Source organism: Salmonella sp. SJTUF15581 (genome assembly GCF_043356775.1).
In the GTDB taxonomy this organism is placed as follows: Bacteria; Pseudomonadota; Gammaproteobacteria; order Enterobacterales; family Enterobacteriaceae; genus Salmonella; species Salmonella enterica.
Genome location: NZ_JBEUJY010000009.1, coordinates 16,877 through 36,835, shown reverse-complemented (window position 1 = coordinate 36,835; position 19,959 = coordinate 16,877). Strand labels below are relative to the sequence as shown.

General features: G+C 54.9%; 17 protein-coding genes. 6 read left to right on the top strand and 11 right to left on the bottom strand.

Annotation, left to right across the window (positions count from 1 at the left end; all coding sequences use genetic code 11):
• Positions 1 to 102: 102 nt before the first annotated feature.
• Entirely contained in the window at positions 103 to 1,167 is a 1,065-nt protein-coding gene (queA, locus tag ABVN36_RS15995) for a tRNA preQ1(34) S-adenosylmethionine ribosyltransferase-isomerase QueA (RefSeq protein ID WP_001266530.1), read from the bottom strand.
• A gap of 93 nt (positions 1,168 to 1,260) precedes the next feature.
• Here queA and acpH point away from each other — a divergent pair, with 93 nt between their 5' ends.
• Complete coding sequence (acpH, locus tag ABVN36_RS15990) at positions 1,261 to 1,842, top strand: ACP phosphodiesterase (RefSeq protein WP_001009858.1); 582 nt, start codon at positions 1,261 to 1,263, stop codon at positions 1,840 to 1,842.
• Between the two features lie 209 nt (positions 1,843 to 2,051).
• Positions 2,052 to 2,654: a peroxiredoxin gene (locus ABVN36_RS15985; protein WP_000244731.1), complete on the top strand. Its 603-nt coding sequence runs from the start codon at positions 2,052 to 2,054 to the stop codon at positions 2,652 to 2,654.
• A gap of 71 nt (positions 2,655 to 2,725) precedes the next feature.
• Here the strand turns inward: ABVN36_RS15985 and malZ are convergent, their stop codons facing one another.
• The 5 genes from malZ to phoB all read right to left on the bottom strand — a co-directional run bounded on the left by malZ (position 2,726) and on the right by phoB (position 9,932).
• Complete coding sequence (malZ, locus tag ABVN36_RS15980; protein ID WP_023137929.1) at positions 2,726 to 4,543, bottom strand: maltodextrin glucosidase; 1,818 nt, start codon at positions 4,541 to 4,543, stop codon at positions 2,726 to 2,728.
• Positions 4,544 to 4,704: 161 nt separating this feature from the next.
• Positions 4,705 to 6,075 carry a proline-specific permease ProY gene (proY, locus tag ABVN36_RS15975; protein WP_000445556.1) on the bottom strand — a complete coding sequence of 457 codons (1,371 nt, stop codon included), beginning with the start codon at positions 6,073 to 6,075 and terminating at the stop codon, positions 4,705 to 4,707.
• Positions 6,076 to 6,149: 74 nt separating this feature from the next.
• Positions 6,150 to 7,469 (bottom strand): branched-chain amino acid transporter carrier protein BrnQ, encoded by a 1,320-nt coding sequence (gene brnQ / locus ABVN36_RS15970; protein WP_000149625.1) that lies wholly within the window; start codon positions 7,467 to 7,469, stop codon positions 6,150 to 6,152.
• A gap of 408 nt (positions 7,470 to 7,877) precedes the next feature.
• Positions 7,878 to 9,173 carry a phosphate regulon sensor histidine kinase PhoR gene (gene phoR / locus ABVN36_RS15965; protein WP_000893645.1) on the bottom strand — a complete coding sequence of 432 codons (1,296 nt, stop codon included), beginning with the start codon at positions 9,171 to 9,173 and terminating at the stop codon, positions 7,878 to 7,880.
• A gap of 69 nt (positions 9,174 to 9,242) precedes the next feature.
• The gene (gene phoB / locus ABVN36_RS15960) at positions 9,243 to 9,932 is read right to left on the bottom strand and encodes a phosphate response regulator transcription factor PhoB (RefSeq protein ID WP_000113918.1); all 690 of its coding nucleotides are present in this window, start codon (positions 9,930 to 9,932) and stop codon (positions 9,243 to 9,245) included.
• 215 nt (positions 9,933 to 10,147) lie between these two features.
• Here phoB and sbcD point away from each other — a divergent pair, with 215 nt between their 5' ends.
• The 3 genes from sbcD to araJ all read left to right on the top strand — a co-directional run bounded on the left by sbcD (position 10,148) and on the right by araJ (position 15,831).
• Entirely contained in the window at positions 10,148 to 11,350 is a 1,203-nt protein-coding gene (gene sbcD / locus ABVN36_RS15955) for an exonuclease subunit SbcD (RefSeq protein WP_023137928.1), read from the top strand.
• Positions 11,347 to 14,487, top strand: a complete 3,141-nt coding sequence (gene sbcC, locus ABVN36_RS15950) for an exonuclease subunit SbcC (RefSeq protein WP_023137927.1) — start codon at positions 11,347 to 11,349, stop codon at positions 14,485 to 14,487. The genes sbcD and sbcC overlap by 4 nt, the downstream gene beginning before the upstream one ends.
• A 171-nt stretch (positions 14,488 to 14,658) precedes the next feature.
• On the top strand, positions 14,659 to 15,831 hold the full coding sequence (araJ, locus tag ABVN36_RS15945; protein ID WP_023137926.1) for an MFS transporter AraJ: 1,173 nt from the start codon (positions 14,659 to 14,661) through the stop codon (positions 15,829 to 15,831).
• Positions 15,832 to 15,852: 21 nt separating this feature from the next.
• Here the strand turns inward: araJ and mak are convergent, their stop codons facing one another.
• Positions 15,853 to 16,761, bottom strand: a complete 909-nt coding sequence (gene mak, locus ABVN36_RS15940; RefSeq protein ID WP_001219270.1) for a fructokinase — start codon at positions 16,759 to 16,761, stop codon at positions 15,853 to 15,855.
• 125 nt (positions 16,762 to 16,886) lie between these two features.
• On the opposite strand from mak, the gene rdgC reads away from it, so the two are divergent.
• On the top strand, positions 16,887 to 17,798 hold the full coding sequence (rdgC, locus tag ABVN36_RS15935) for a recombination-associated protein RdgC (protein WP_000964305.1): 912 nt from the start codon (positions 16,887 to 16,889) through the stop codon (positions 17,796 to 17,798).
• A gap of 42 nt (positions 17,799 to 17,840) precedes the next feature.
• Here the strand turns inward: rdgC and ppnP are convergent, their stop codons facing one another.
• From ppnP to aroL, 4 genes are all read right to left on the bottom strand, one after another.
• Positions 17,841 to 18,125 carry a pyrimidine/purine nucleoside phosphorylase gene (gene ppnP, locus ABVN36_RS15930; protein ID WP_000941945.1) on the bottom strand — a complete coding sequence of 95 codons (285 nt, stop codon included), beginning with the start codon at positions 18,123 to 18,125 and terminating at the stop codon, positions 17,841 to 17,843.
• Positions 18,126 to 18,195: 70 nt separating this feature from the next.
• Positions 18,196 to 18,873, bottom strand: a complete 678-nt coding sequence (locus tag ABVN36_RS15925; RefSeq protein WP_001276437.1) for an AroM family protein — start codon at positions 18,871 to 18,873, stop codon at positions 18,196 to 18,198.
• Between the two features lie 250 nt (positions 18,874 to 19,123).
• Positions 19,124 to 19,315 (bottom strand): protein YaiA, encoded by a 192-nt coding sequence (gene yaiA / locus ABVN36_RS15920; protein WP_001143161.1) that lies wholly within the window; start codon positions 19,313 to 19,315, stop codon positions 19,124 to 19,126.
• 26 nt (positions 19,316 to 19,341) lie between these two features.
• Positions 19,342 to 19,887 carry a shikimate kinase AroL gene (gene aroL, locus ABVN36_RS15915; protein WP_000983569.1) on the bottom strand — a complete coding sequence of 182 codons (546 nt, stop codon included), beginning with the start codon at positions 19,885 to 19,887 and terminating at the stop codon, positions 19,342 to 19,344.
• Positions 19,888 to 19,959 lie beyond the last annotated feature (72 nt).

The window sequence follows — 19,959 nt, the reverse complement described above, 5'->3', positions numbered from 1 at the left end:
GCCAGTTTGGGGTCGACCAGCGCACAACCACCGGAGCGTACACGCAGTACGTGAGGATGGTGAGCACTGCCCGGCGTCAAAATGGCAAGTGAGATAGCCTTCTTACGGACGCTCAGAAATAGCCTGCGGATTGTACGTGATAAACATCGCGTCCCCGTAGCTAAAAAAGCGATATTTTTGTTCTACCGCAGTCTTATAGGCATTCATGGTGTGTTGATAACCGGCAAATGCGGAAACCAGCATAATCAACGTCGATTCCGGCAGATGGAAGTTGGTGATCAGCGCATCAATCACTTTGTATTGATAACCTGGATAAATAAAGATTTGCGTATCGCCGAAGAACGGCTCTATCAAATCGCTTTTTGCCGCCTGCGCCGCGCTTTCCAGCGAGCGTACCGAGGTGGTGCCGACGGCGATAACCCGGTTGCCGCGCGCTTTCGCCGCCAGCACCGCGTCGACCACCTCTTGCGGCACCTCAGCATATTCGGAGTGCATGATGTGATCTTCAATGGTATCGACACGCACCGGCTGGAAAGTGCCCGCGCCTACGTGTAGCGTAACAAACGCCATTTCGACACCTTTCTCACGAAGCGCCGCCAGCAGCGGCTCATCAAAGTGCAGCCCGGCGGTCGGCGCGGCGACGGCGCCCGGTTTTTCACTGTAGACCGTCTGGTACAGTTCGCGGTCGGCGTCCTCGTCCGGACGGTCGATGTACGGCGGCAACGGCATATGGCCGATGGCGTTGAGAATATCCAGCACCGGACGCGGGTCATTAAACTCAACTTCAAACAGAGCGCCGTGACGCGCAGTCATGGTCGCGTGGATACTTTCGTCGTCGCCCAGTAGCAGTTCCGTGCCCGGTTTTGGCGCTTTAGAAGCGCGAATATGCGCCAGGATGCGTTTATCATCGAGCATACGTTCGACCAGCACTTCTATCTTGCCGCCGCTGGCTTTACGGCCAAAGAGCCGCGCCGGGATCACGCGGGTATTATTGAAGACCAGCAAATCGCCAGGGTTGAGCTTATCGAGCAGATCGGTGAAAGTACCGTGCGTCAGCGCGCCCGTCGGCCCCTCTAATGACAGCAAACGGCAGCGACTGCGTTCCGGCTGTGGGTAGTGGGCAATCAGGGATTCGGGTAGTTCAAAGGAAAAATCGGTAACGCGCATGACTCTGACTCAGACTAAAATAAGAGGCGGGTAGTCTAGTGCCGGGGCGTTCCCGCTGCAACCGTTACCCGCTTTTTGGACAGAGAATCAATAATGAATTTTCTTGCTCACCTGCATCTGGCGCACCTTGCCGACAGCTCGCTTTCCGGTAATCTTCTGGCCGATTTTGTCCGCGGTAACCCGGCAACGCATTATCCTCCTGACGTGGTAGAGGGTATTTATATGCATCGGCGTATTGACGTCATGACCGACAACCTGCCGGAAGTTCGTGAGGCGCGAGAGTGGTTCCGCCATGAAACTCGGCGCGTGGCGCCCATTACGCTGGACGTCATGTGGGATCATTTTTTATCGCGTCACTGGACGCAAATCTCTCCTGATTTTCCACTTCAGGCGTTTGTCGGCTACGCCCATGCGCAGGTCGCGACGATTCTGCCCGACTCCCCGCCGCGCTTTGTCAACCTGAATGATTATCTTTGGTCAGAAAAATGGTTAGAGCGGTATCGCGATATGGATTTCATTCAAAACGTGCTGAATGGCATGGCGAATCGCCGTCCCCGGCTGGATGCCTTGCGTGATTCCTGGTACGATCTGGACGCGCACTACGACGCGTTAGAAGAGCGCTTCTGGCATTTTTATCCGCGTATGATGGCACAGGCCGCCCGCAAAGCGCTGTGACGGCCTGATAGCAAGGGCGTGCGTCAGATCCGCCGTTGGCAGAAAGATCGTTCGCTGTCATAAAGGGGTCATCATTACGATTTATAATGACCCGATCGATAGGCAAAAGCTGTCTCATTGATTGTCAAGACCGCATTGTTTTGTCGCTTCGCCCTCCCTATACTGCCCGCGTTGCGTTCTAAAACCCTTAATATTGCAGGAGAATTATTATGGTACTGGTTACTCGTCAGGCCCCGGATTTCACCGCTGCGGCGGTACTGGGTAGCGGTGAGATTGTTGATAAATTCAACTTCAAACAGCACACCAATGGTAAAACGACCGTTCTGTTCTTCTGGCCGATGGACTTCACTTTTGTTTGCCCGTCTGAGCTGATCGCCTTTGATAAACGTTATGAAGAATTCCAGAAGCGCGGCGTTGAAGTAGTCGGCGTTTCTTTCGACTCTGAGTTTGTCCACAACGCATGGCGTAACACCCCTGTCGATAAAGGCGGCATTGGCCCGGTGAAATACGCAATGGTCGCCGACGTGAAGCGTGAAATTCAGAAAGCTTACGGTATCGAACATCCGGACGAAGGCGTTGCGCTGCGCGGCTCTTTCCTGATTGACGCAAACGGTATTGTTCGCCACCAGGTCGTAAACGATCTGCCGCTGGGTCGTAACATCGACGAAATGCTGCGTATGGTCGACGCGCTGCAGTTCCACGAAGAGCACGGCGATGTCTGCCCGGCGCAGTGGGAAAAAGGCAAAGAAGGCATGAACGCCTCTCCGGACGGCGTGGCTAAATACCTGGCTGAGAACATTTCCAGCCTGTAAGTCAGTGCATTGATAAAAGGCTCGCGAATGCGAGCCTTTTTTATGCGTGCGGTGTTACGAACCACCTCGCCTCAACGGTTCATCCATACCGTCGCGGAAATCGCGGGTAAACGAAGTCTTCCCTCGCGGATGTCACCGCTTCCCGTTTTACATTGCCATCCGGCCACGTTCAGCAACGGCAACGCTTCCAGCGCCACTTCACAGGCCTCGCCCCGGTTAATCGCCACCAGCGCCCGCTGCTGCTGATAAACCCGCACGAATACCACTACGTCACCTTCGGCATACAGCGCCTGGCATCCGCCACGACGCAGCGCCAGACTGCGCTGACGCAGTTTCGCCATACGCTGGTACAGCGCCAGCAAGTTGCCGTCCTGCTTGCGTTCATCCCACGGGAACGGTTTGCGGCACATGGGGTCATTTGCGCCGTCCACGCCGACTTCATCGCCGTAATAAATACATGGCACGCCGGGCCAGGTAAACAGCCAGACCACCGCCAGCGGCAGGCACGCCGCGTCTTTACCCAGCAGGGTTTTAAAGCGCGCAGTATCATGACTGTCGAGTTGATTAAACATGCGCAGTTGTTGCTGATGTGACAGCCCGGCGCGGTAGTTATCCATCCACGCGATACAGGTCCGGGCATCAATATGCTGTGGTTCGTAAGCGATATCAGTATTGGCGAGAAATCCCCATAGCGGGAAGGTGAAGCCGCGATAATTCATGGCGGCATCTTCCGCATCGGCCTGTAGCCACTGCCGCGCATCGCCGAAATGTTCCCCCACAATATAGGCTTCGGGCTGCGCCTCTTTTGCCGCCCGGGTAATACCGGCGACGTGCTGCAAATTATGGCGCGCCCCGCCCGCCTCGCCCAGCATATGTACGACATCCAGCCGCCAGCCGTCCATATTCCACGGTGCCTTTAGCCAGTGACGAACGATACTGTCCTCACCACGATAGATCTCATCCACCAGCGTTTCTGATTGATAATCGAGTTTCGGCAGGCTCGGATAACCCAGCCAGTCCAGCGCTACGCCTTGTGGTGAAAAGGAGTACCAGTCGCGCCACGGCGAGTCCGGGTGATGACACGCGCCGCCAGTGCTGCGGTTATGCCTGTCAAACCACGCATGCGAGTCGCCGCTATGATTAAACACGCCATCCAGCACCAGCCTCATGCCCTGCGCCTGGGTTTCACGCCGCAGGCGTAGCAGCGCCGGATCGCCGCCAAATTGCGGATCGACATGGCGATAATCTTCCGTGTCGTACTTATGGACGCTCGGCGCGGTAAATACCGGATTCAGATATAGCGCTGTGACGCCCAGTTTTTTCAGATACGGCAGCTTCTCACAAATGCCATTCAGACAGCCGCCGTAAAAGGTGGAACCGCCCGCCTGGGGGGTGAGCGGTTCATCCCACTCTTTACGCACGATGTCGTGACCGGCAGCATGGTGGTAATACACCTTATCCTGCCCGGCTTCACGAGACTGGCTGCGGGCAAAACGATCCGGGAAGATCTGATAAAAAATTTGATCGGCGACCCACTGCGGGCCGCTGTCCGGAACATCAACGGCAAATTGTTCCAGACGCGCAGGCGGAAAACGGCTAAATCCCTGCGGCGTAAACCAAAGCTGGCGGTCGTGCCAAAGCAATTTAAAGCTGTAACGGCGACGTGGCTGCCCTAACGCGATATTGAGCGTCGCTCGCCACGCCGTCACGCCCGGCTGCGGCTGGCGGCGCTGTTTGCGCATCGCCAGTGAGATTTCTTCATTATCGAATTCTGAGCGCAACGTCACGCGAGACGGCGGATTTTCTCCGCTCAGCCACAGCGTAATGGTTAATTTATCGTTATGTTGCTTCACAAATGGGGCAACCGGTAAGTGCCAGGCATTCAACATCTCGTATCCCCTCTACTGAAAATGGGGCCACCTTGCCACAGAGATTTAAAGGATAACTCATCATCCAGGGGTTTATTAGGGGAGGAGGCTCCAGGAGGAGAAGCGGCTCCGCTTATCCGGTCTACCGTTGCCTGCAGACCGGATAAGGCAGAGAAAAACGACTACGCCTGCGCCAATTGACGGTCGCGACGGCGTTTAAATATCCAGCCAATCAACAGCAGAACTATCCAGGCGAAGCCCACATACAGTGAGATGCGGGTATCCGGATGGTAGCCGATAAGCGCAATAATGAAGACCAGGAAAATCAGACCCGCTATCGTCGTGACGACACCGCCCGGCACCTTAAATTTCAGCGCTTTTACCTCTTCCGGCGGTAAACGACGACGGAAGGCGATTTGCGACAGCAGGATCATAATCCATACCCATACCGTCGCAAACGTCGCCAGCGAAGCAATCACCAGGAAGACGTTTTCCGGCATGATGTAGTTCAGGTAAACCGCAAACAGCAGCGCAATCGTCATCACCAGTACAGTGACCCACGGAATACCACGGCGTGACGTTTTGGCAAAAATTTTCGGCGCGCTCCCCTGCTCCGCCATACCATGCAGCATACGGCCTACGCCAAACACATCAGAGTTGATAGCGGAAAGCGAGGCGGTCAATACCACAAAGTTCAGAATGCTGGCGGCAAAGGTAATCCCCATATGCTGAAACGTCAGCACAAATGGACTGCCGTTTGTGCCGACCTGATTCCACGGATAGATAGACATAATGACGAACAGCGTGCCGACATAAAATACCAGGATACGCATCGGTACTGAGTTAATGGCGCGCGGAATGGATTTCTCCGGGTCTTTCGCTTCCCCGGCGGTGATACCGATAATCTCAATCCCGCCGTAAGCGAACATCACCATTTGCAGCGACATGATCATTCCCAGCCAGCCATTGCTGAAGAAGCCGCCGTTACTCCACAGGTTATGAATGCCGGTCGGCTGCCCGCCGTTGCCAATTCCCCACACAATGATGCCGATACCCGCGACAATCATGATAATAATGGTGGCGACTTTGAAGAAGGAGAACCAAAACTCCAGCTCGCCGAACACCTTGACGCTCATCAGGTTGATGGCGCAAATGATCAGCACCACGCTAAGTACCCAAATCCAGTGCGGCACGGCGGGGAACCAGACTCCCATGTAAATGCCGAACGCGGTCACGTCGGCAATGGCGACGATCAGGATCTCAAAACAGTAGGTCCAGCCGGTAATGTAGCCCGCAAGCGGGCCGAGGTTTTCCTGCGCATAGCGCGAAAATGAGCTGGCGGCAGGGTTGTGAACGGACATTTCCCCCAATGCGCGCATAATGATATATGCCGCGACCCCGCCAATAATATAGGCCAACAGCACGCTCGGCCCCGCCATTTTGATGGCGTCCGCCGAGCCGTAAAACAGGCCGGTGCCGATTGCCGAACCTAATGCCATAAAGCGAATGTGCCGGGTGCTCAGCCCACGCTTTAGCTTATTATTGCTTTCCATCAATTTCTGACCTATCAACACAATAAAAAACCACGGGGCGTTAAGCCCCGTGGTGTACACATATGTCAGCGATTTTAGTGAGCGCTGGAGGTCACCTGCCGACCCGCCGCGCGATCCCAGATAATCGCCAGGATCACCATCACCACCGTTGGCATCAACCACGCCAGTCCCTGTTCCGCCAGCGGTAAACGCTGACTCCAGGCTGGCAGCATATCGCCAAAGGCAGATGCTTTGATGCCGTCAAGGATACCAAAAAGCAGACTGATAAACATGGCCGGCGCGATGATACGGGTGGAATTATGCCACCATGAGCGGGTAAAACTTAATACAACCAGTGCGATACACGGCGGATAGATAGCCGTCAGCACCGGAATGGAGATTTGAATCAGATGGCTCAGTCCAAGGTTTGACACCACCATAGAGAAGCCGCCGAGAATAAAGACCAGCGTGCGGTAAGACAGCGGAATATACTGCGCGAAAAACTCAGCGCAGGCGCAGGTCAGCCCCACCGCCGTCACCAGACACGCGATAAAGATCAGCGCCGCCAGCAGGAAGCTTCCCGCGCCGCCAAAGGTATGCTGAACGTAGGCATGAAGAATTGCCGCGCCGTTCGCTGACTGATCGACCAGCGTCGCGCTATCAGAACCTAAGCGGAACAAGGCAAGGTAAAGCAGCGTCAGCCCCACGCCCGCCATCAGGCCGGCCCAGACCGTGTAACGCGTCAACAGGCGCGCTTCGGTCACGCCGCGAGAACGCGCCGCGTTCACAATAACGATACCAAACACCATCGCGCCCAGCGTATCCATCGTCAGATAGCCGTTCACAAATCCGTTAGAAAAGGCCGCATTCTGATAAGCGTCCAGGGCGTTGCTGATTGGACCGGCAGGCCAAACGATAGCCGCGACGGAAAGGATGACCAGCGCAATAATTTTCAACGGCGCCAGGAAATTCCCCACCGTATCCAGCAGCTTACCCGGATAGAGGGAAACCAGAATAACGATAGCGAAATAGACCACGCTGTAAATCAGCAACGGCATTGCAGAATCGCCGGTCAACGGAGCGATACCGACCTCAAACGACACCGTCGCGGTACGCGGCGTCGCAAATAACGGCCCGACGGCCAGATAGCAAACGGTCGCCAGCAGGAGTCCCGCCACTTTACCAATCGGCGTACTGAGGCTGTCTACGCCGCCGCCGACTTTCGCCAGCGCCACAACAGTAAGAACCGGTAGCCCTACGGCGGTAATCAGAAAGCCAATAGCGGCTGTCCAGACGTGTTCACCCGCCTGCAAACCGACCATAGGAGGAAAGATAATATTGCCTGCGCCAACGAACAGCGCAAATGTCATAAAGCCCAGGGCGATGATATCGCGCGATTTTAACTGATGGGTCATAAAGTCTTACTGCCTGTGGATGGTGATGTTGTAAACATTAAAATTTTTGCCTTTCCCGGAGGATTATAAAGCGGCGTTTTTTATCAATTTCAGCGGGAAAAGCTCCCGGACCGATGCGGCGAAGAATTGTTTTTCGATTTACCGCGCAAATGCAGTCGTAATGACAGCACCTGAAGCGCAATTTAAACGCTTATAACGTTTTAAAGCAAGGTGGGATCTAAAAACCAGATGAATATAGCGATATGAAATTTACAACCAGAATAAAACACCATTCTCATGAAAAAGTTATGGCTAATCATGCGAACAAAAAATCACCAAACGTTGAATGTTTCAACGAGCCCGTCTTAACTGCAAAGAAAATAAGCCAGCATCCGCTGGCTTATGGAAAGTTATACTTACGAAAGGCAATTAATCGCTATTTTTGGCAATTAAACGTTCCGGCAGCACAAAGCTAAATCGCGTTCCTTTGCCAGGCGAACTGTCGATTTCAAGGCGGCTTTCATGGTGATTCAACGCATGTTTCACAATCGCCAATCCCAGGCCGCTGCCGCCCGTTTGCCGCGAACGCGCTTTATCGACACGGTAGAAGCGTTCGGTCAGACGAGGAATATGCTCGGCAGCAATCCCCGGACCGTTATCTTGAATGCAAAACTCAGCGCCATGCGCGACACGTCGCCAGCTCACCGTAATATGCGTTCCCGCCGGCGTATGGTTTACTGCGTTATACACCAGGTTTGAGATCGCGCTACGTAGCTGCTCTTCATTGCCCAGAACGCTAAGACTATCGTCGACCTCAAACGTAAAGGTATGTTTCTGCTGGCTGAGCGTCTGCGCTTCACGCTCCACGACCCGCAGCATCATCGGTACATCCACTTTTTCATTTAATAACAGCGCCGGGGCCGCCTCAATTTTAGACAGCGTAAGCAGTTGTTTTACCAGCCCTTCCATACGATACGTTTGCTCGCGCATCGTATGCAGCGCTTTCTCTCGCGTCGCCCCCTCCAGCGCCTGTTCCTGCATCATTTCCAGATAGCCTTGCAATACCGTCAAGGGCGTACGCAACTCATGGCTGACGTTGGCGAAAAAGTTACGTCTGGCGCCTTCAAGCTGATGCATTTGCGTCACATCGCGCGCCACCATCAGGAGTTGTTTATCGGTATAAGGCATGACGCGGATCTCCAGGTGCCGCCCGGTATTGAGCACCAAATGAAGCGGACGGGTGAAATCACGCGTTTTTAAATACTGGGTAAACTCCGGATAACGCAGTAGATTGAGAATATTCTGCCCGTTGTCATCCGGCCAGCGTAGCCCCAGTATCTGTTGCGCCAAACCGTTACACCAAAAAATACCGCCCTCTTCTGTGGTCAGTACCACGGCATCAGGCAGCGACTCCGCGCCGCTGCGAAAACGTTTAATCAGGTTCCCCAGCTCGCGGCGACGCTTCTTATTTCGCAACTGCATCTGGTGTAAACCGTATAACAGCGGTTCCCAACTTCCCCGTCCCGGCGGCGGCGTCATACTTCTGTCGACCCAAAGCCACCAGGAGAGGCGTAATAAATTCCAGAAATGCCAGACAAGCAGTCCCGTCACCGCCGCCAGTAAAAACCACGGCAGATAACCAAAAAAAGCGCTAAGGATAAGCGCGGGGATGCAACAGAGCACCAGCTCCAGCACCAGCCTTTTCCATGACAGCCGTTCCAGCACGCGTCATACTCCCTCAAGAATGGAAAGCATTCTCCGCCAGAAACCTGTGTTCTACTGGCGGAAAAGGCATTAAAAGCGGGTCGAAAAACGATACCCTGTCCCGCGTACCGTTTGCACCATCCGGTCATGGCCGCTGTGCTCCAGCGCCTTACGCAAACGGCGAATATGCACGTCGACCGTCCGGTCTTCAACGTACACATTGGTGCCCCAGACATGATTGAGTAGCTGTTCGCGGCTGTAAACCCGTTCCGGGTGCGTCATAAAGAAATGGAGTAATTTAAATTCGGTCGGCCCCATATCCAGCGGGCTGTCGCCGGTCATCACGCGGTGAGAGCCAGGATCAAGGCTCAATCCCTGCATCTCGATCACCTCTTCGACCGCCATCGGCGAGATGCGCCGCATAACGGCTTTAATGCGCGCCACCAACTCCTTGGGGGAAAACGGCTTGGTAATGTAATCGTCAGCGCCGGTTTCCAGCCCGCGCACGCGATCTTCTTCCTCACCTCTCGCGGTCAGCATAACCACCGGAATATCCCGGGTCAGGGCTTCACGTTTGAGATGTTTAATAAACTGTAACCCTGACCCGCCGGGCAACATCCAGTCAAGAAGGATGAGATCCGGCCAGGGTTCATTAAGTTTATTCACCGCACTGTCATAATCTTCGGCTTCTACGGGCTGAAAGCCATTTTGTTCGAGCACGAAGCACACCATTTCACGGATCGGCGCCTCATCTTCTACGACCAGAATACGTCTCGCCATAATTTGCCCTGTTAGTCGTTAGTTATCAATGCCGCGCCATTATGCGTCAGATTTATGACAGATTTATGAAAAAAAAAGGCGGCATTGACAGCATGTTGATGATTTATGACACCGGTGAAACCGTGCATTACCGTGTACCGGCGGTAAATTGCGCCCAAAAATGGAGGGGATGACGTGTATAATCCCGTTCACGCTTTTTTTTGCATGGAACAATTATGCGCATCCTCCACACCTCTGACTGGCATCTGGGACAAAACTTCTACAGTAAAAGCCGCGCCGCGGAACATCAGGCTTTTCTGGACTGGCTGCTGGAGACCGCGCAGGCCCATCAGGTGGATGCCATTATTGTCGCTGGCGATATTTTTGATACCGGTTCGCCGCCCAGCTATGCCCGAGAACTTTATAACCGTTTCGTCGTTAATTTACAGCAAATGGGCTGTCATCTGGTGGTGCTGGCCGGTAATCATGATTCCGTCGCCACGCTAAACGAGTCACGCGACATACTGGCGTTTCTCAATACAACCGTGATCGCCAGCGCGGGCTATGCGCCGCGGCTACTTCATCGTCGCGACGGTTCTCCGGGCGCCGTACTGTGCCCCATTCCCTTTTTGCGCCCGCGCGACATTATTACCAGTCAGGCGGGGTTATCCGGCAGCGAGAAACAGCAGCAACTTCTTCATGCGATTGCCGATTATTATCAACAGCAGTATCAGGAAGCGTGCCTGCTACGCGGCGAACGAAAGCTGCCGGTTATCGCGACGGGACATTTAACCACCGTCGGCGCCAGCAAAAGCGATGCGGTTCGCGACATTTATATCGGTACGCTGGATGCCTTTCCGGCGCAGCATTTCCCCCCAGCGGATTATATCGCATTAGGACACATTCACCGCGCGCAATGTGTCGGCGGCACGGAGCATATCCGCTATTGCGGCTCGCCCATCGCCCTCAGCTTTGATGAGTGCGGCAAAAGCAAATGCGTGCATCTGGTGACCTTCGACCAGGGGAAATGGCAAAGCACCGAAAGTCTGGCTGTCCCCGTGACTCAACCGTTGGCGGTTTTAAAAGGCGACCTGGCATCAATTACCGAACAGCTTGAGCAGTGGCGCGGCGTTGAGCAATCGCCCCCCGTCTGGCTGGATATTGAAATCACCACCGATGACTATCTGCACGATATCCAACGCAGAATACAGACATTAACGGAGTCACTCCCCGTAGAGGTATTACTGGTGCGCCGTAGCCGCGAACAGCGTGAGCGCTCGCTGGCGAACGAGCGGCGGGAAACATTAAGCGAGCTTAGCGTGGAAGAGGTTTTTGCGCGGCGTCTGGCGCTGGAAGCGTTAGATACCCCGCAGCGCGAGCGCCTGAATCAGCTCTTTTCCAGCACGCTCTACGCGTTGAATGAGGAGCACGAGGCATGAAAATTCTCAGTTTGCGTCTGAAAAACCTGAACTCGCTGAAAGGAGAATGGAAGGTCGACTTTACCGCCGAACCGTTTGCCAGTAACGGGTTATTCGCCATTACCGGCCCGACCGGCGCGGGAAAAACCACCTTGCTTGACGCCATCTGCCTGGCGCTGTACCACGAAACGCCGCGCCTGAATACGGTATCGCAGTCGCAAAACGATTTGATGACGCGCGATACAGCGGAATGTCTGGCCGAAGTGGAGTTCGAGGTAAAAGGCGAAGCCTGGCGCGCGTTCTGGAGCCAGAACCGAGCCCGAAATCAGCCTGACGGCAATCTCCAGGCCCCACGCGTGGAGCTGGCGCGGTGTTCAGACGGAAAGATCTTTGCCGATAAGGTAAAGGATAAACTGGAGATGATCGCCACGTTGACCGGGCTGGACTACGGGCGCTTCACCCGTTCGATGTTGTTATCACAGGGGCAGTTCGCCGCCTTTCTTAACGCCAAAGCGAAAGAGCGCGCAGAGCTTCTGGAGGAGCTCACCGGCACTGAGATTTACGGGCAGATCTCCGCACAGGTATTTGAAAAACATAAATCAGCCCGTCTCGAACTGGAAAAGTTACAAGCGCAGGCCAGCGGCGTCGCCCTATTGGCGGACGAACAGTTACAGCAACTGGAAGCCAGTTTGCAGGCGCTTACTGACGAAGAGAAACGCCTGCTGGCCGACCAGCAGGTACAGCAGCAGCACCTTCACTGGCTGACCCGAAAAAACGAGCTCCACACTGAATTACACGCCCGGCAGCAGGCGCTGTACGCGGCGCAAGAGGCGCGAGAAAAAGCGCAGCCGCAGCTCGCGGCGCTGACGCTGGCGCAACCTGCTCGCCAGTTGCGCCCGCATTGGGAGCGCATTCAGGAACAAACCCGCGCCGTTGAGCGTGTTCGCCAGCACAGTGATGAAGTGAATGCTCGCTTACAAAGCGCGTATCGCCTGCGCCAGCGTATCCGCGCCTGCGCGCATCGACAATTCACGCAACTGAACGCCACAGGGCAGCGGTTGAAGACATGGCTGGCGGAACACGACGGCATCCGCGTCTGGCGCAGCGAACTGGCGGGGTGGCGAGCATTATTAACACAACAATCCCACGATCGGGCGCAACTGAGCCAATGGCAACAGCAGTTGCTGAGCGATACGCGTCAGCGTGATGCGCTACCGCCGCTCACGCTCGACCTCACGCCACAGGCGCTGGCGGAAGCCAGAGCATTGCATACCCGGCAGCGTCCGCTACGCCATCGTCTCGCCGCGCTTCAGGGGCAAATTCTCCCGAAACAAAAGCGTCAGGCGCAGCTACAGGCAGCTATCGCGCGTCATCATCAGGAGCAGGCGCAATACACCCAACGTCTGGCGGATAAGCGTTTGAGTTATAAAACTAAAGCGCAGGAGCTTGCGGACGTTCGCACTATTTGCGATCAGGAGGCGCGCATCAAAGATCTGGAAAGCCAGCGGGCGCACTTACAGTCCGGCCAGCCGTGTCCGCTTTGCGGCTCGACGACGCACCCCGCCATCGCCGCCTATCAGGCGCTGGAACTGAGCGCGAATCAAACCCGCCGCGACGCGCTGGAAAAAGAGGTCAAAACGCTGGCGGAAGAAGGCGCGGCGCTGCGAGGACAGTTAGATGCCTTAACGCAACAATTACAGCGGGATGAAAGCGAGGCGCAGTCGTTGTTGCAGGAGGAGCAAGCGCTTACTGAGGAATGGCAAACGCTGTGCGCTACGCTGGGCGTTCAGCTCCAGCCGCAAGAAGACCTCGCGGGCTGGCTGACCGCCGCGGAAGAACATGAGCAACAGTTGGATCAGCTCAGCCAGCGTCATGCTCTACAAACGCAAATCGCGGCGCATACTGAACAGGTAGCGCGCTTTACCGCGCAGATTGCGCAGCGTCAGGCGTCGCTGACGGCTGATTTGGCGCAGTATACGCTTTCCCTTCCAGCGCCAGAAGACGAGGCTTCGTGGCTGAATGAGCGCGCCGACGAAGCGAAAATATGGCAACAGCGTCAGACCGAGTTCGCGGATTTGCAAACGCAGATCGACAGGCTTGCCCCGTTGCTGGAAACGCTACCGCAAACGGATACCGCGGATTCCGACGACGACGTGCCGCTGGATAACTGGCGGCAGGCGCATGATGAGTGCGTGTCATTACAAAGCCAGTTGCAAACCCTGCAGGAACAGACGACGCAGGAACAGCAGCGCGCCGCCGAGGCGATAGCGCACTTTGATGCGGCGTTAAAAAATAGCCCGTTTGACAGCCAGGCAACGTTCCTGGCGGCGTTGCTGGATGAAGAGACCGTGACCCGTCTGGAAAAACAACAACAAACGCTGGAAAGTCAGCTACAACAAGCGAAGGCGTTAAGCGCGCAGTCCGCGCAGGCGCTGGCTGACCATCAGCAACAGCCGCCCGCCGGTCTGGACCCAACGTGTACGGCGGAGCAGCTCGCGCAGCGGCTGGCGCAGTTGGCGCAACAACTGCGTGAAAACACGACACGCCAGGGGGAAATCTGCCAGCAAATTAAACAGGATGCAGATAATCGGCAGCGCCAACGCGCGCTGATGGCGGAAATGAAGCAAGCCTCTCAGCAAGTGGAAGACTGGGGCTATCTCAATGCGCTGATCGGCTCTAAAGAAGGTGATAAGTTCCGCAAATTCGCCCAGGGACTGACGCTGGATAATCTGGTCTGGCTGGCGAATCATCAGCTCACCCGCCTGCATGGCCGCTATTTATTGCAGCGCAAAGCCAGCGACGCGCTGGAACTGGAGGTTGTCGATACCTGGCAGGCCGACGCCGTGCGCGATACGCGAACGTTATCAGGCGGCGAAAGTTTCCTGGTCAGCCTGGCGCTGGCGCTGGCGTTATCAGATTTGGTCAGCCATAAAACGCGCATTGATTCTTTGTTCCTCGACGAAGGCTTCGGTACGCTTGATAGCGAAACGCTGGACGCCGCGCTGGATGCGCTCGACGCGCTGAATGCCAGCGGGAAGACCATCGGTGTGATTAGCCATGTGGAAGCCATGAAAGAACGTATCCCCGTGCAGATAAAAGTGAAAAAAATCAATGGACTTGGTTATAGCAAACTGGACAAAGCGTTTGCTGTGGAGTAACGCGAGGTCATCCTGCGCACAGCATACTGTCATGACATAGCATAATAATGAATACACAAAGACGGATAAGGAATGGTATTACCTCGCGCTTATCCGCAAGCTATACGTTGATTGGCTGTGACAATTCACAGCCACAGCGCGCAACATGCGCCTTTATTTTCGGCAGGTGGTATGAAAAAAGTTATTTTTTCTTTGGCGCTGGGTACGTTCGGACTGGGGATGGCCGAGTTTGGCATTATGGGCGTTCTGACGGAGCTGGCACGCGATGTCGGGATAACGATTCCCGCCGCCGGGCATATGATCTCGTTTTACGCCTTCGGCGTCGTGCTGGGCGCGCCTGTTATGGCGCTCTTTTCCAGCCGCTTTTCGCTTAAACATATACTGCTGTTTCTGGTCACGCTGTGCGTGATGGGCAATGCCATATTTACCTTTTCCTCGTCATATCTGATGCTCGCCGTCGGCAGACTGGTTTCCGGCTTTCCGCACGGCGCCTTTTTTGGCGTCGGCGCCATTGTCCTGTCAAAGATTATCCGCCCCGGGAAAGTCACCGCCGCCGTCGCGGGTATGGTTTCAGGAATGACGGTGGCGAATCTGGTGGGCATTCCGGTCGGCACTTACCTGAGCCAGGAATTTAGCTGGCGCTACACCTTTTTATTGATCGCGGTTTTCAACATCGCTGTGCTCACCGCGATTTTCTTCTGGGTGCCGGATATTCGTGACAAAGCCCAAGGCAGCCTGCGCGAGCAGTTCCACTTCTTGCGTAGCCCCGCGCCGTGGCTCATTTTCGCCGCCACGATGTTCGGCAATGCGGGCGTTTTTGCCTGGTTCAGCTATATCAAGCCATTTATGATGTACATCTCCGGTTTTTCGGAGACGAGCATGACGTTTATTATGATGCTGGTCGGGCTGGGGATGGTGTTAGGCAATCTGTTAAGCGGCAAACTCTCCGGCAGATATACTCCGCTGCGCATCGCGGTAGTGACTGACCTCGTTATCGTGCTCTCTCTCATGGCGCTCTTTTTCTTCAGCGGATACAAAACGGCATCGCTGACTTTCGCGTTTATCTGCTGCGCTGGTCTGTTTGCGCTCTCTGCGCCGCTGCAAATCCTGCTACTGCAAAACGCCAAAGGCGGCGAACTGCTGGGCGCGGCGGGAGGGCAAATCGCGTTTAATCTCGGTAGCGCGATTGGCGCCTGGTGCGGCGGGCTGATGCTGACGCTAGGTTTTACCTACCACTACGTGGCGCTTCCCGCCGCCCTGCTCTCGTTTTCCGCCATGTCGTCGTTGCTGGTATACGGACGTCTAAAACACAAGCAGCCATCGGTCACGCCGGTTGCCGGATGACGCGCCATCCGGCTAAAAACGTTACGCCAGCGGCCACAGCCAGGCCGCGCCGCGCACGCCGCTCGAATCGCCATGCCGCGCCTTACGTACCGGCGTCTCGCACTCGCCGCCAAAAACAAACGATTTCATCAGCGACGGAACCGTCTTGTACAGGCGCTCAACATTACTCATACCGCCGCCCAGCACAATGACATCCGGATCCAGAATATTCACGACATGAGATAATGCTTTCGCCAGCCGCAGCTCATAACGGCTTAACGCCAGTTCCGCCACGGCGTCCTGCGCGTCGACCAGACGAATAATCTCATCGCCTTTTAGCGCTTTACCGCTCAAACGCTGGTAATCCGTGGCAAATCCCGTACCGGAAATAAAGGTTTCGATACAGCCTTGTTTACCGCAATAACAGGGAATTTCTTCGCGGTAACGCAACTCATCGTCATCCATCCACGGCAACGGATTGTGACCCCATTCACCTGCCGTACCGTTGCCGCCGATGTGCGCCCGGCCATTTAGCGCTACGCCCGCGCCGCACCCGGTACCGATAATCACCGCAAATACCGTTTGCGCCCCCGCCGCCGCGCCATCTACCGCTTCCGATACCGCCAGGCAATTGGCATCGTTGGCTAACCGCACTTCACGCTTCAGACGACGGCTCACATCGCTATCGAACGGCTGGCCGTTAAGCCACGTAGAATTAGCGTTTTTTACCACGCCGGTGTAAGGCGAGAGAGAACCGGGAATGCCAATGCCAACGCTACCGGTCTGGCCGGTCGCCTGTTCCGCCATGTCGACCAGCGTAGCGATGGTTTCTATCGTTTGCTGATAATCCTCCCGCGGCGTAGGCAGACGATGGCGAAACCGCTGCTCTCCTGCATCATCAAGCGCAATGACTTCCGTTTTTGTGCCGCCTAAATCGATACCAATACGCACATACCGCTCCTCATTTTTTGGGAATATCAACAGGGTAGAATTCACCGTTCTGATTGGCAATGCAAGCCTGCCGACAATTCGTTACTATACCGCCTGGATTTAACGACAAGGCCGTGGAAATTATCATGCTGTGGTTCAAAAATTTAATGGTTTACCGTCTTAGCCGCGATATCACATTACGCGCCGAAGAGATGGAGAAACAGCTCGCCTCAATGACGTTTACCCCATGCGGTAGCCAGGATATGGCCAAAATGGGCTGGGTTCCGCCGATGGGCTCTCACAGCGATGCGTTAACGCACACCGCCAATGGCCAAATTATTATTTGCGCGCGCAAAGAAGAGAAAATCCTGCCATCGCCAGTGATCAAACAGGCACTGGAGGCGAAAATCCAGAAACTGGAAGCCGATCAGGGTCGCAAGCTGAAGAAGACGGAAAAAGATTCCCTGAAGGATGAAGTGTTGCATTCGTTGCTGCCGCGCGCGTTTAGCCGCTTCAGTCAGACAATGATGTGGATTGATACCGTTAACGGCCTGATTATGGTTGACTGCGCCAGCGCGAAAAAAGCGGAAGATACTTTGGCGCTACTGCGTAAAAGTCTTGGCTCGCTGCCGGTCGTCCCGCTGGCGCTGGAAAATCCGATTGAGCTGACGCTCACCGAGTGGGTGCGCTCCGGTACGGTCGCTCAGGGTTTCCAGTTGCTGGACGAAGCCGAATTGAAAGCGATGCTGGAAGATGGCGGCGTGATCCGCGCGAAAAAGCAGGATCTGGTCAGCGACGAGATCGCCGTTCATATTGAAGCGGGTAAAGTGGTCACGAAGCTGGCGCTCGACTGGCAGCAGCGTATTCAATTCGTCATGTGCGACGACGGCTCCATTAAGCGTCTGAAATTCTGCGATGAGCTGCGCGATCAGAACGAAGATATCGACCGGGAAGATTTTGCCCAACGTTTTGACGCGGACTTTATCCTGATGACCGGCGAGCTGGCGGCGCTGATTCAAAGCCTGGTGGAAGGATTAGGCGGCGAAGCGCAGCGCTAACCAGAGGGTCCCTCTCCGCCGGAGAGGGGACTCACCGTTCCGTTACAAATAGCGGCACAGATACGAGGTGGGCTCAGCGACCTGTAGATGAAACTCGCTGTGGCCAGGCACGTTAAACACCTCACCGGCTGTATACACTTTCCATTCGACAGTTCCCGGCAACAGTACCTTCAACGCGCCGCTCACAACCGTCATCTCTTCGGGTTCGGCGGTGCCAAAGGTATACTCCCCTTCCGCCATCACACCAACGCTGGCCCGGCCGATGCTACTGCTGGTAAATCCAATAGACTTCACTTTCCCGGAAAAGTATTCATTGCTTTGTAGCATAATCAGGCCCCGTCTCATTATTAAATTAACACCCAATATAGAGTCCTGACGTTCGGCCTGTCACGTAAAATTAGACAAGCAGTTCTGAAGCTAACCGCGCAATCAAAACATTAGAGAGTAAAACCGGCACATCCAGCGCCTGCTGTAAAATATCCCGATGACGCTGATGAAAACCCAGACAATCCAGCATAATGACGTCCGCGCCTTGATCCAGTAGCGCCTGCCCGGCATCAATTAACTGTTGCTCAGAACCGTGAACCGGATTCGCCAGCGAATACACCGGCGGCATTTGCAATACCTGCCATTTTTTCTCCTGGGCCGCCAGAAGTTCTGCAACAGGCACAATCACGCCCACCTGATGCCCATCCACAATAGAGGCGACAAGCGGTGGAATAATACGCAGCGGTTCAAGCAAAATAGAATTACGGGCTGCCATACTTTTAATCGCCGCGGTGCTCATCAGTATAATGACGTCATAACCCTGGTTATCCAGCACCTCGACAACGCTTTGTAAATCTCGCTCCACTTTCTGGCGGGAAACATGGGCTATCTGGTTATCATTCAGCAACGTCAAAAGCGGATCGTCGCCAGGCTCTACAGCGTAATCCGCCATAACGTCTTCCCGGCTCATTTTTCCCAGCAGGCTATGATGGGTGATGTGTTGTTCGTCGATGTATTCCGTCAGAAGCGGTAACACTTCGCTCATTGGCACAACGCCGATTGTGAGGATTGCCAACGACGCACTCATTTTTATTCCACCTTATTACTTCGTCGTAATTCCCGGGCAAATATTCACACGCTCACCGCGCTACCTGCCCTACAAATCTCAGAAAGCGTAGCAGCAGATGAGCAACGTATTGTGTAAAGATTCCAAATAACTCCAATATTGTATTGTTATCGCTTAATTTACGGTTTTAGTTGCCAGTATAAATGTTTCAAGAATGTGATGGAGATACAATTTAGGGGTACTCAGAATCCCTTCCGAGTGGTTCATGCGTCTATGATTTATCCGGATCTTCGTAACGTTTTTTCGCATCCATCGCTTCTTCTGCGGTCGGATGCTCGCTGATGAGCGAATCAGGTTTCGGATGGTCAGCCCGTAGCTGATACCACGTCACCGTCTGGCCCGGCGTGCCTTTTTCAATGGTGACGATATAAGCCTCCCGCGGATAAGGTGGTCTGGTTGGCATAGCGTTTCCTTTATTCTGGGTGAGCGTTAAGTATAGACATCTCCCTGTAACCGTTGCGTCGACGGCGGCAGCGCCGCGATAATTTCAGAAACGACCTGGGCCGGCGCTTTCGTCGCGTCAATAATGTAATGCGCCGTTTCGCGATACAACGCGTCACGCTGCTCAAGCACTTCCCGAACCTCTTCGCTCAACGGCTTGCCGGTGAGGGTCGGGCGCAGATCCGCTTCAGGTTCAGCCTCAAGCCGGTTAACCAGCGTGGATACCGGCGCGCACAGATAAATCACTACGCCAACACGGTGCATATAACGTCGGTTATACTCCGTGAGAATAATACCGCCTCCCGTCGCCACGACAGTCGAAGGCGCGCTTACCGCCTCCAGGGCCGCGGTTTCCCGAGCGCGGAACCCTCCCCAGCCTTCTTTTTCAACGATATCAGCGACGCTCATCTGCACGTGCGATTGCAGCCAGCGGTCGGTATCTGCAAACCGAAAACCGGTTGCCTGCGCCAGCGCCATACCGATGGTGGTTTTCCCACAGCCCCGCGGGCCAACAAGATAAAGAGGTTGCATCATAGCAGGCGTTCCCCCAGGAACTGCGCATACGCAGGATTTGATATCAGCAATGTTATAATCATATCATCTAAC